Annotated in this window: 10 protein-coding genes; 2 read left to right on the forward strand and 8 right to left on the reverse strand. The window is 42.7% G+C overall.

The genetic code is table 11. The features are described 5' to 3' along the window. Positions 1 to 29: 29 nt before the first annotated feature. The 6 genes from NSS76_RS13355 to zapA all read right to left on the reverse strand — a co-directional run bounded on the left by NSS76_RS13355 (position 30) and on the right by zapA (position 6,071). On the reverse strand, positions 30 to 485 hold the full coding sequence (locus tag NSS76_RS13355) for an immunity 63 family protein (RefSeq protein ID WP_122631840.1): 456 nt from the start codon (positions 483 to 485) through the stop codon (positions 30 to 32). 162 nt (positions 486 to 647) lie between these two features. Beyond that, positions 648 to 1,052: a DUF350 domain-containing protein gene (locus NSS76_RS13360; RefSeq protein ID WP_007501637.1), complete on the reverse strand. Its 405-nt coding sequence runs from the start codon at positions 1,050 to 1,052 to the stop codon at positions 648 to 650. 14 nt (positions 1,053 to 1,066) lie between these two features. Then, complete coding sequence (locus tag NSS76_RS13365) at positions 1,067 to 3,424, reverse strand: endonuclease MutS2 (RefSeq protein WP_341082703.1); 2,358 nt, start codon at positions 3,422 to 3,424, stop codon at positions 1,067 to 1,069. A 21-nt stretch (positions 3,425 to 3,445) separates the two neighbouring features. Beyond that, positions 3,446 to 5,158: a DNA polymerase/3'-5' exonuclease PolX gene (polX, locus tag NSS76_RS13370; protein ID WP_341082383.1), complete on the reverse strand. Its 1,713-nt coding sequence runs from the start codon at positions 5,156 to 5,158 to the stop codon at positions 3,446 to 3,448. Positions 5,159 to 5,272: 114 nt separating this feature from the next. Further along, complete coding sequence (locus NSS76_RS13375) at positions 5,273 to 5,806, reverse strand: CvpA family protein (RefSeq protein WP_024423226.1); 534 nt, start codon at positions 5,804 to 5,806, stop codon at positions 5,273 to 5,275. A 7-nt stretch (positions 5,807 to 5,813) separates the two neighbouring features. Next, positions 5,814 to 6,071, reverse strand: a complete 258-nt coding sequence (gene zapA / locus NSS76_RS13380) for a cell division protein ZapA (protein ID WP_012010831.1) — start codon at positions 6,069 to 6,071, stop codon at positions 5,814 to 5,816. 179 nt (positions 6,072 to 6,250) lie between these two features. Here zapA and rnhC point away from each other — a divergent pair, with 179 nt between their 5' ends. Further along, on the forward strand, positions 6,251 to 7,129 hold the full coding sequence (gene rnhC / locus NSS76_RS13385) for a ribonuclease HIII (protein ID WP_217273348.1): 879 nt from the start codon (positions 6,251 to 6,253) through the stop codon (positions 7,127 to 7,129). A 111-nt stretch (positions 7,130 to 7,240) separates the two neighbouring features. Further along, a protein-coding gene (locus tag NSS76_RS13390; protein ID WP_206534229.1) for an IS3 family transposase occupies positions 7,241 to 8,391 on the forward strand; the annotation gives its coding sequence in 2 pieces (ribosomal slippage) (positions 7,241 to 7,514 and positions 7,514 to 8,391; 1,152 coding nt in all). A 64-nt stretch (positions 8,392 to 8,455) separates the two neighbouring features. Here the strand turns inward: NSS76_RS13390 and pheT are convergent. Both pheT and pheS read right to left on the reverse strand, forming a co-directional pair. Beyond that, positions 8,456 to 10,870 carry a phenylalanine--tRNA ligase subunit beta gene (gene pheT / locus NSS76_RS13395; protein WP_341082384.1) on the reverse strand — a complete coding sequence of 805 codons (2,415 nt, stop codon included), beginning with the start codon at positions 10,868 to 10,870 and terminating at the stop codon, positions 8,456 to 8,458. 15 nt (positions 10,871 to 10,885) lie between these two features. Then, a complete protein-coding gene (pheS, locus tag NSS76_RS13400; RefSeq protein ID WP_024425727.1) occupies positions 10,886 to 11,920 on the reverse strand; it encodes a phenylalanine--tRNA ligase subunit alpha in 1,035 nt (344 codons plus the stop codon). Between the last annotated feature and the right edge of the window lie 131 nt (positions 11,921 to 12,051).

Raw genomic sequence — 12,051 nt, forward strand, 5'->3', positions numbered from 1 at the left:
TTCAAATAGAGCTTGGTTCCATGCCATCTTTATTTCTTCGCTGGTGTTTCGATCGATGCTCTTTTTCCTTCATGATGCCACTGTTCATATAATCCACCGATTGCACGAAATGACTCATTTACTCTCTCCACGATCTGTTGATGGATACTCGGGTCATTAGGTAAATGCGTCTGGATGTTGTCGACTTGATACTGCCTCATCATGTCTATGTAGACTGTAAGAAAGATCGTGTCTTCTAAAATCCAGTAAATGACTTCATCCGCCGCTTTTGTTCTTTTATGCAGCATTTGGATTCCTCGTTCATATTGAATGAGAATATAGCCACTCGGATCGATTTGAATATAAGGGCTCAAATCATCAAAAAATCCAGTCGTTTGAAATGGGCGTGCAATATACGGTTCATATATGTCTCTTGGCAGGGATGTCATTTGGAGACATGTATCAATGCGCTTTATGAGTTCGTCTTTTTGCAGAATTTTCTTCATGTGATTCGCCGCCTTTGGGTGAGATAAAAGCTGCCAAGGGACCCCTGACAGCTTTCTCACTTTGTCTTCTTCATTTCACAGGAACATGTAAACGGCACCAATGACCGCAAAAGTGCAGGCAACTACGATTAATACTTTTGCTAGCTTTTCCATGTCGTCTCCTTAAATGCCGGCTGCTACTACGTAAGACAGCCCAACTGAAATAATGAGTGAAATAAACCCGACCGCTCTATTATCATTCTCAATCTCTTTGTCTACTTTAAATCGCGGTGTTAAAAATTCAAAAATGAAATAGCTGACAAGCAGCATCACAAAGCCGTATACGCCCCATCCAACCATTTGCAGAAGGGAATTGTGCTGTGCAATTGAATGCTGAAACACATTCGCAATCCCAAAAATCTTTCCGCCTGTTGCCATGGCAACAGCTAAGTTCCCACGCTGGATCTCTTCCCAGTTTTTATAGGAGGTAACGAGTTCAAAAATGGTTAGAAATAAGACAAGACATAGGACGGCCACGCTGTAATAGGCGGCAATTTCCACAAGTTCATTTTCCCAAAAGGCTTTCATGCGTTTTCTCCTTTTTACTTTAATTCGACGATGGTAACGCCTGATCCTCCCTCGCCTTGTTCCCCAAAACGAGCATTTTTCACACTTCGGTGCTGTTTCAGTAATTCCTGAACCCCTTTTCTAAGGGCGCCAGTTCCTTTTCCGTGAATGATTGACACTCGCGGATAACCAGCTAAGACAGCATCATCTAAATATTTCTCGACTCTGCTTAAGGCATTTTCATAACGCTCGCCCCTTAAGTCAAGCTCAAGCGATACATGATAGTCTTTTCCTTTGACTGCCGTAATGGCTTTTTCCTGTTTAAATTCAGGTGCTGATTTGATAAATTCCATGTCTTTTTCTTTTACTTTCATTTTTAGAATGCCCATTTGGACACTCCATTCTTTGTCACCTGTTTGTTCAAGCAGCGTTCCTTTTTGCCCGAAGGTGAGCACCTTCACTTCGTCGCCTGATTTTAGCTGTCTTGCTGCTTTTTTCACCGGCTCTGGCTTTTTCTTCCGGTCAAACTCAGGAACTGCTTCTTCAAGACGCTTTCTCGCATCGATGAGTTCATGCTCTTTGAATGAGCGATGCTCATTTTTTATCGACCGAAGCTCTTGAATGATGTCTTCTGCTTCTTTTGAGGCTTGTTCAATTTTTTCTGCTGCTTTTTGTTCAGCTTCTTCTAGCAGTTTGTCCTTTTGCTCATTCCATTCAAGAATTTGTCTCTGCAATTCTTTATGAAGCTTTTCTGCTTCTTTTCTATAGGCTTCTGTTTCATGCAGCTCTTCTTCTGCTTGTTTCTTGCTGTCTTCTAATGAAGCAATCATTTGGTCTACTTCATTATGTTCGGCATGCATATCCGCTTTTGCCCGGTCAATGAGGTGATCTGGCAAACCAAGACGTTTAGAAATTTCAAATGCATTACTTCGTCCGGGCACACCGATGAGCAAGCGGTACGTTGGTGATAAGGTTTCAATGTCAAACTCCACGCTCGCATTTGTGACACCTTCTCGGTTATACCCGTAAGCCTTCAGCTCAGGATAGTGAGTCGTTGCGATGACGCGTGCATTTGTTTGATGCACTTCATCTAAGATACTCATGGCCAGCGCGGCACCTTCAGCAGGGTCTGTTCCTGCCCCTAATTCATCAAATAACACGAGTGAGTTAGATGTCAAATTCTTTAAGATATCCACAATATTGACCATATGAGATGAGAACGTACTCAAACTTTGCTCAATCGACTGTTCATCTCCAATATCAGCAAAGACTTGGTCAAACACCGCCACTTCCGATCCTTCTTCAACTGGAATATGAAGGCCTGACTGCGTCATCAGCGTGAGAAGACCAAGCGTTTTTAAGGTAACTGTCTTACCCCCTGTATTTGGGCCAGTAATGACGATGGTTGAAAAATCTTTGCCGAGCTCGATGTCATTTGCCACAACCTGATCCCTAGGCAATAGAGGATGTCTTGCCCGCTTTAAATAAATTTCCCCTTGATCGTTCACAGCAGGCTTTGTGGCTTTTTCTGCCTTTGCATATTTTGCTTTAGCAAAAATAAAATCTAACGTCTGAAGCTCCTTTACATTGTGAAGCAGTTCCTCAATGTGTTCTGACACACTCTCTGTCAGCATTTGCAGGATCTTTTCGACCTCTTGTTTTTCTTTTAAACGGGTTTGCTGCAAGGTGTTATTTAAATCCACGACCACTTGCGGCTCGATAAAAAGGGTTGCCCCAGATGATGACTGATCGTGAACAATTCCGCCGTAATTCGAGCGGTACTCCTGCTTTACCGGAATCACAAACCGATCATTACGAATAGTGACAATCGTGTCTGACAGCATTTTCGAAGCAGATTGTGAGCGAATCATGGATTCTAATTTATCTCGAACTTTTGATTCAAGTGAACGTAATTGTATGCGCAATGAACGAAGTGCCGGGGTGGCATGGTCGAGAACTTCTCCATTATCACCAATACAGCTTTCGATTTCTTTTCTGACTTCAGGCAGTAAAATCAGTGTCTCTGCATATGTATGAAGTCGTGGTATGTCTACACCATCTTCATACATGGACTTGAGAAAATGCTTCATATTCTTCACAGCATATAATAGTCCTGCAATTTCCATGAGCTCAGACGGGCTTAATGTACTGCCGATTTCTGCCCGTTTGACCCCGCGTCTAATATCCGTCAGCCCGCCAAATGGCGCCGATCCCTTTAAGCGGATAACATCCTGTGCTTCTGCTACCTCTTCCAGCAAATGCTGAATGGTTTCTATATCCGTCAGCGGCGTTAAATCCTGCGCTCTTTCTTTTCCTAATGAGGATGCGGTATAGGACATGACTTTTTCTTTTACTTTATGAAATTCTAATGATGCTAACACTTTTTGTTGCAGCATGGTCCAGCCTCCTAACGACTACCTGTCACGCGTTAAAAACTTTTTGATCTCGTTTAGAGAAAAAGTATTCACGACATTTGCTTTTGGTGTCCAGCCTTTTCTTGCAGCTGTTACACCAACTTCCATATGATCCAGCATGGTGATATTGTGTGCATCTGTATTGATCATGATGTTTACACCTGCTTCGTTTGCTTTCATTAAATGCTCTGTTCTCAAATCAAGTCTTGACGGGTTGCTGTTGAGCTCTAGTGCAGTTCCCGTTTTCTTCGCAAGCTCTATAAGCTGATCTATATTTAAGGCATAGCCGTCCCGTCTGCCGATCAAACGGCCTGTTGGATGTGCAATTAAATCCACATGCTGATTCCGCAGCGCATTTTCAAGGCGCTCCATTATGACTTCCTCTGGCTGAGAAAAGCTCGAATGGATAGACGCAATCACAAAATCCATGTCTGATAAAAAGTCATCATCATAATCTAATGATCCATCCGGGAGAATATCCATTTCGACCCCTTTGAAAATGTGAAAATGCTGGAATTCTTGATTCAGCTTGTCAATTTCTTTTGCTTGCAGACGTAAACGTTCTTTTGTTAAACCGTTTGCTACTTTTAAATATTGCGAGTGGTCTGTAATCGCCATGTATTCATAGCCTTTTGCGATACATGCCTCTGCCATTTCGCGAATAGAAAATGCGCCGTCACTCCAAGTCGAGTGCATATGAAGGTCGCCTTTAATATCTTTTAACTCTACAAATTGCATACTTTCTTTATACGTATCAATCTCCGCTCCGGTTTCACGAATTTCTGGCGGAATGAGCGGAAGTTCAAAATGCGCATAAAAAGCGGCCTCGTCTTCAAACGTTTTGACTTCTCCAGTTTCAATTGTTTCCACACCATATTCACTAATACGCTCTCCGCGTTCCTTCGCCAGCTGGCGCATGCGAATATTGTGATCTTTTGAGCCGGTGAAATGATGCAGCGTTGTGGCAAATTGATCTGTTGTCACAAGCCGGAAGTCTACACTGATCTCAAAATCAAGGGCAAGAATGACAGATACCTTCGTATCACCGCTTGCGATAACGTCTTTGACATCATCGAGTGCAACGAGCTGCTCTCTGACTTGTTCAGGATTGTCAGTCGCGATGATATAATCTAAATCTTTGACAGTTTCCCGTGCACGTCTTAAACTGCCAGCTCTTGAAAAACGAAGAATACCCTTCATCTGTTCAAGCGCATGATCAATCCGCTCTGCCACATCTAATGCAAAGCCAATTGGCAGTCGTTCTGGCTGCTTTCCGGCCTCCTCAAGAGCAGCGAGAATCTTTTCTTCTGTTTTTTTACCGAAGCCTGCAAGCGCTTGTACTTTTTCCGCTTCACATGCTTCCTTTAATGACTGTGCATCATGGACTCCAAGCTCTTGGTAAAGCTTAGCAATCTTCTTCCCGCCAAGTCCTTGCAATTTTAAGAGCGGGACAAGTCCTTCAGGCACTTCCTTTTTTAATTGTTCAAGTGTTTCTGATTGCCCTTTTTCGATATACTCTGTGATCACAGCAAAGGTTCCTTTTCCAATGCCGGGTAATGCTAATAGATCATCTATTTGAGAAAGGCTGCGGTCGTCTTGTTCCAGTGCCGCTGCTGCTTTACGAAAGGCAGAAATTTTAAAAGGATTATCTCCTTTTAGTTCCATATATACTGCAATTGTTTCAAGAAGTTTGATAATATCTTTTTTATTCATCTCTCATCCTCCAGCCGCTTTGGCATCTTCCTATATAAATATACAAACTTTCCCTTCATCCTACAACTTTCTGTCATGGAATGAGAAAAAACTTCTCCAGGAAAGGAGAAGTTTTTAAACTCCATACGTCGACCATAGGTCTTTGACAAGACCGGACAGGTAAGGGGTGTTGTTTACGATCACATCTGCTAACATTGATTTGCTCATCATTGTTTGCAGCGCATCTACTGGAAGTAATGCAGCGACAAACAATAGAATAAACACAAATAAATAGGTTTCAAGAAATCCTAAAACACCGCCAAGCAGTTTGTTCACCTGTTTAATCACAGGTATACTTGCAATGGTTGTGAGCAATCCGCCAATGATGGCGAGCAGGATTTTGGTCAAGATAAACAGAATGATAAACGCAATGGTATTATAATAAGCTGTTTCTAGATTCCCGCTAAAGAAAGCGAGCTGCGGTTGACCGCCGCTAAAATTAGGTGCCGGAATCCACGTAAGCTGTGGTGCCAGTGACTGATAAAACATGGACGCCACTAAGATAGAAACAACAAAGCTGATCAATTTAATAAATTGAAGAATAAACCCGCGTTTTAGACCGACAAGCGTTCCCATAAGAAGCAAAAACAAAATGATGATATCGATCACGGTAATTTCATTCCTTTTCTTTTAGCTGAATCTCTAATTTTTCGTATTGCTCTTTTAATTTCAAGTAGTCGTGGACGACATTGACTGCTGTCAGTACAGCTAATTTGTTTATATCAAGGTATGGATTTTTTTCATTTATTTCTCTCATTTTATCATCAACAATTGACGCAACATGCCGCATATGCATCTTCGTTTCTTGACCGATGATCGTATAGGACTGTCCGTATATCTCAACTGTTGTTTTCGTTTTACCGCCGTCAGACAACGTTTCTCCTCCATTCCACGAGAATCCTAGTCTCTATCATAACATGTTTAGACATTGAATGGAAAGACGAGCCCTTACCTGTTATGGTACACTTTAGAAATCAATGATATCAAGGTAAAAAGGAGTTATCCACTGTGCCCCAATCCGTTTTAAAAGCAACATCAGAAGACCTCAAAAAAATGAAGAGCGCCTATGCGCACCATTTAACAGACACTTTGCCGCCAGGCGCCCTCTTTCAAGCAAAAGTCCCTGGCTGTACGATTACAGCTTATCGATCTGGGAAAGTGCTCTTTCAAGGACAAAAGGCAGAAGCTGAAGCCAGTCAATTCAGCCATTTACAAGCAGCTGATACGAAAAGTCAAAAATCACCTGCTGTCACAAAATACAGTCCGCCGCCTGGCATTGCTTCCATGTCGGTCGTCGGTTCAGATGAAGTAGGTACAGGTGATTATTTTGGACCGATCACAGTCTGTGCGGCCTATGTTGATGCCAGCCAGCTTGCTTTAATGAAAGAGCTTGGTGTAAAAGACTCAAAAGGATTAAAGGATCCGCAAATTATCAACATTGCCAAGGATCTCATCAAAACCATTCCGTTCAGCCTTCTCGTTCTTCGTAATGAAAAGTACAATACAATGCAGGAAAAGGGCATGAGTCAAGGAAAAATGAAGGCACTGCTTCATAATCAAGTCATCACCTCTGTGCTAGAAAAACTAGATGGAAAGCAGCCTGAAGCCATTTTGATTGACCAATTTGCAGAACCAGGCATTTATTTCAAGCATCTTGCCGGGAAAAAAATTATTCGGGAGCGGACGTATTTTAGTACAAAAGCAGAAGGCATCCATTTGTCAGTCGCTGCAGCTTCCATTATCGCAAGGTACGCCTTTTTAATTGAAATGGACAAATTATCACAGGCTGCAGGCTTTGACATCCCAAAAGGGGCCGGTCCTCATGTAGATAAGGCCGCCGCCAAGCTCATCAAGCTGCATGGTGAAGATGCTTTACGTCAATTTACAAAGCTGCATTTTGCCAACACACAAAAAGCGAAAAAAATGCTATAAAAAAAGCTAGGGCCCAGGGACTGACCCCATAAGATGAGACAAATAAAAAACACCTTCAAGTTTGAAAACGGATCGTTGTAATCCGAAATAAAACATGGAGGTGTTTTTTCTATGGGGACAAGAGTGAGTTATCCGGTTGAAGTCAAGCAGAAGGCTGTAGACATGAGATTGGCAGGCGTATCTATGAAAGAGATCATGCAGGAATTGAATATCAAAAATAAAACGCAGGTTCAGACATGGGTGAGGTGGCATAAGGCTGGGGATACACACCGGTTCGAACAGCCTGTTGGAAAACAATATACCTATGGAAAGGGTCCCGAGTACTCTTCCGAATTAGAGAGACTGCAGGCAGAAAATCGCTATCTGAGTCAACAGAATGAAGTTTTAAAAAAGTACAACGAATTGGAAAGGAAGTTGATAAGGAAACGTCAATCAAACTAGTAGAAGAATTGTGCAAAATGATGACAGTACAGGACATTTGTGTCCATTTAAGCATCTCTCGCGCTTCGTACTATAGATGGAAAAAAGATCTGACTCAGAATCATTCTAAAAAACAACTAGAGAAGCAAATCGGCACGTTGTGCCGAGAGCACAAGTATCGATATGGATACCGAAAAATCACAGCCTTACTAAAAGTGAGAATGCGTATTAACCATAAAACTGTTCAACGTATCATGCAGAAAAACCAGTGGCAGTGCCGGGTTAAAATGAAAAAGCGTAAGAAGAATGGGCAGCCCTATGCCGTGGCCGGTAATATACTGGATCGGAACTTTCAGTCTGATCGTCCTCTTGAAAAACTAGTAACGGACATCACGTATTTGCCTTATGGACAGAAACAATTGTACCTTTCCAGTATATTGGATTTATATAATGGAGAAGTGATTGCGTTTACGATTGGTGATAAGCAGGACACAGACTTTATTTTAAACACACTTGATCAGCTCCCAGCACTGCCTGAAAACTGTGTGTTACATAGCGACCAAGGTTCTGTGTATACATCTTACGAGTATCAGAAAGCTGTTCATATAAAAGGCATTACCATGAGCATGTCCCGTAAAGGGACGCCCGCTGATAATGCCTCCATCGAATCGTTTCATTCCTCGCTAAAGTCTGAAACGTTCTATCTTAACAGCATTGATCGAACTACGACCACCATCGTAGAACGCACTGTCAAAGAATACATTTATTATTATAACAACATTCGTATTCAAACAAAACTAAACAACCAATCACCGATCAACTATCGGCAATTGGCTGTATAAAGGTGTTTTGATCCCTGTCTCAAAAACGGGGGTCAGTCCCCCATGAGGCCATAGCTTTTTTTCTTTAACCGCGTAAGACGGCTTGATACGTATCTTCTAGTGCTTTCAATACTTTTGTATGAACAGCTGTGACTTCTTCCTCGGTCAACGTTTGTTCAGGGTTTAAATATTGAAGAGAGAATGCCACAGATTTTTTGCCTTCTTCCATATGTTCCCCTTCATATACATCAAATACAGATAGGTCTGTGAGTAATTGACCGCCTGCTTCATAGATCACACGCTCCAGCTGTCCGCTTGAGATATGCTGATCGACAACAAGTGCAATATCTCTTGTCACAGCAGGGAATCTCGGAATCGCTGTATATTTCATATCCTTCGTTTCAGACGTCATCACATCTGTTAAATCAAACTCGAACACATACGTTTCTTTTAGATCCAATTCTTTTTCAACGACTGGATGCAGGGCGGCAACAAAGCCAATGACTTGACCATTTAAGTGAACATCTGCTGTTCGCCCTGGGTGAAGACCCTCACGCTCTGATTGAACATATGTGATTTGGTCTGACACACCAAGCTTTTCAAACAATCCTTCAGCAATTCCTTTCGCTACATAAAAGTCGACAGCTTTTTTCTCGCCCTGCCAAAGATTCTTATGCCATAAGCCTGTCAGCGCACCAGCGACATGTTCTTTTTCCACTGGTTTTGCCCCTTCAGCTTCTGCTAAGAAAACTGAGCCCGTTTCATAAAATCCGAATGAATCAGCTTGTCTTGCCAAGTTATATGCTACAGAATCAAGTAAGTTTGGCAGAAGACTTTGTCTTAGCACACTGCGTTCCTCACTCATTGGCAGAGAAAGTCTCGTTTTATAAGCTGGATGCAGGGCAAAAGCTGTGGACTTATGCTGATTCGTCAATGAATACGTAATCGCTTGAGAAAGTCCTGCGCCCTCTAAGAAACGTCTGACCTTTCTCCGCTTTACTTGGTATGGTGTGAGACCGCCAACAGTGCCGGCTGTCGCAGGCAGTGTAGATGGAATATTATCGTAGCCGTATAATCTTGCAACTTCTTCAATGAGGTCTTCTTCAATCGTAATATCCATTCTGCGGGAAGGAACCGTTACGACAAGAACATCATTTGATTCGCCTACTGTAAAGCCTAGTTTGTTGAAAATCTGAATCATATCTTCTTTTGAAATGCTCATTCCAAGCACCTTGTTCACACGCTCAGTTGATACGTGAATGACATTCATACTTGCTTCAAGGTGATTTTCCTCAACTGTACCACTTAGCACTTCACCGCCTGCATACATACTGATCAATTGAGCTGCTCTTTCTGCTGCCGGTTTCGTACGCTGCGGATCGAGTCCTTTTTCAAATCGTGTGCTTGATTCACTGCGAAGCCCTAAGTCTCTAGATGCTTGACGGACTGTTTGACCGTTGAAATATGCCGCTTCTAAAAGAATCGTCGTTGTCTCATCACGCACCTCTGATTCAAAGCCGCCCATGACGCCAGCTACCGCGTGCGCTTTCGTTCCATTCGTGATGACAAGATGCTTTGATGATAATGTACGCTCCTGCTCATCGAGTGTTTGAATGATTTCGCTGTCAGACGCTTTACGTACAACCACCTGCTTTGAACCAAAGCGGTCATAATCAAAGGCATGAAGCGGCTGGCCGTATTCAAGCAGTACAAAGTTTGTAATATCCACGACGTTGTTAATTGGACGGATGCCTGCATTCATCAATCTTGTTTGCATCCAAAGCGGTGCTGGTCCAACCTTTACATTTTTAATGATCTTCGCTGCATAAAGTGGATTCGCTTCTTGATCCTCAATTTTAACAGAAATATAGTCTGCTGCTTTTTCGGAAGAAGTGTCATGTGCTGTATCAGGAAGCTTGATGACTCTTCCTAAAATGGCGGCAACCTCATAAGCCACACCCAGCATATTCAGGGCATCGGCACGGTTTGGTGTTAAGCCGAGCTCAAGCACCGCATCATCTAATTGAAGTGCTTGGAGGGCATCATCCCCTGGTTTCACGTCATTCGGGAAAACAAAAATCCCTTCTGCATATTCCTTTGGTACGAGCTTGCTCTCTACGCCTAATTCTTGCAGAGAACAAATCATGCCATGAGACTCTTCACCGCGCAGCTTTGCTTTTTTAATTTTAAAGTTGCCAGGAAGGACTGCGCCAACCGTTGCGACGGCCACATACTGTCCTTTCTCCACATTCGGCGCCCCGCAAATAATTTGCACCGGTGCGTCTTCGCCGATATCAACAAGACATTTGTTTAATTTATCCGCATTCGGATGCTGTTCACGCTCAATGACGTGTCCAACGACAACTCCTTTGATGCCTTCGCCTTTATATTCAACGGCTTCCACTTCAATTCCGCTTCTTGTAATTTTTTCTGCTAATTCGGCCGGCTTGATGCCTTCTAAATCGACATAGTCTTCTAACCATTTATATGAAACAAACATGTTGATTTCCTCCTCTTAGTCCTGCTTGAATTGCTTTGTGAATCTAATGTCATTTGTGTAGAAATGGCGAATATCATCAATGCCGTATTTCAGCATTGCAATCCGTTCCACACCCATTCCAAAAGCAAAGCCTTGGTAAGTTTCTGGATCAAATCCGCTCATTTTCAGGACATTCGGATGAACCATTCCTGCACCTAAAATCTCAATCCAGCCTGTTCCTTTACATACAGAGCAGCCCTTCCCGCCGCATTTAAAGCAAGACACATCGACTTCGACAGATGGTTCTGTGAATGGGAAAAAGCTTGGACGCAGTCTAATTTCACGATCTTCCCCAAACATTTTTCTTGCGACTGTCTCCAGCGTTCCTTTTAGATCACTCATGCTAATATTGTGATCGACGACAAGCCCTTCAATTTGCATAAATTGATGTGAATGAGTCGCGTCATCACTGTCACGTCTATATACTTTCCCAGGACAGATGATCTTCACAGGACCTTGTCCGTTATATTTCTCAAGTGTACGTGCTTGTACTGGTGATGTTTGTGTTCTCATCAGTGTATCTTCGGTAATATAGAAGCTGTCCTGCATATCACGTGCCGGATGCTCCTTTGGAAGATTCAGCGCTTCAAAGTTATAATAATCCGTTTCCACCTCAGGACCTTCCTCAACGGTATAGCCCATTCCGATAAATAAATCTTCAATGTCTTCGACAACTATCGTTAATGGATGTCTTGCTCCCATTTTGATTGGACTTGCCGGCAAAGTAACATCGATCGTTTGAGAGGCAAGTTTATTCTTCACTTCTTCTGCTTCCAGCTGTTCATTTTTTTCAGCAATGGCACTAGCAATCTGCTCTCTTACTTCGTTTGCGAGTGCCCCCATTTTCGGTCTTTCTTCTGCGGAAAGCTTGCCCATTCCGCGAAGTACTTCTGTAATCGGTCCTTTTTTCCCTAAATATTGAACACGAATGTCATTGACCTCTTTGAGCGAGCTGGCTGCTTCAACCTTTGCTAACGCCTCTGTTTCAAGCTGTTTTAACGTTTCTTGCATGAGTGTAATCCTCCTTTTGATATACAAAACCGCTCGGATAAACGGCTGTTTGATCGTTTGAAGACAATAAAAAAACTCGTTCCTCCATAAAAGAAGGGACGAGTTGTGGTCGCGGTACCACCCTTGTTAAG

The sequence above is a fragment of the Bacillus sp. FSL R5-0654 genome, assembly GCF_038008745.1.
Classification (GTDB): domain Bacteria; phylum Bacillota; class Bacilli; order Bacillales; family Bacillaceae; genus Bacillus; species Bacillus safensis.

Coding starts and splice junctions, on each gene's coding strand:
- NSS76_RS13355 (WP_122631840.1), bottom strand. CDS start 485: ATGAAGAAAATTCTGCAAAAAGACGAACTCATAAAGCGCATTGATACA.
- NSS76_RS13360 (WP_007501637.1), bottom strand. CDS start 1,052: ATGAAAGCCTTTTGGGAAAATGAACTTGTGGAAATTGCCGCCTATTAC.
- rnhC (WP_217273348.1), top strand. CDS start 6,251: ATGAAGAGCGCCTATGCGCACCATTTAACAGACACTTTGCCGCCAGGC.
- pheS (WP_024425727.1), bottom strand. CDS start 11,920: ATGCAAGAAACGTTAAAACAGCTTGAAACAGAGGCGTTAGCAAAGGTT.
- pheT (WP_341082384.1), bottom strand. CDS start 10,870: ATGTTTGTTTCATATAAATGGTTAGAAGACTATGTCGATTTAGAAGGC.
- polX (WP_341082383.1), bottom strand. CDS start 5,158: ATGAATAAAAAAGATATTATCAAACTTCTTGAAACAATTGCAGTATAT.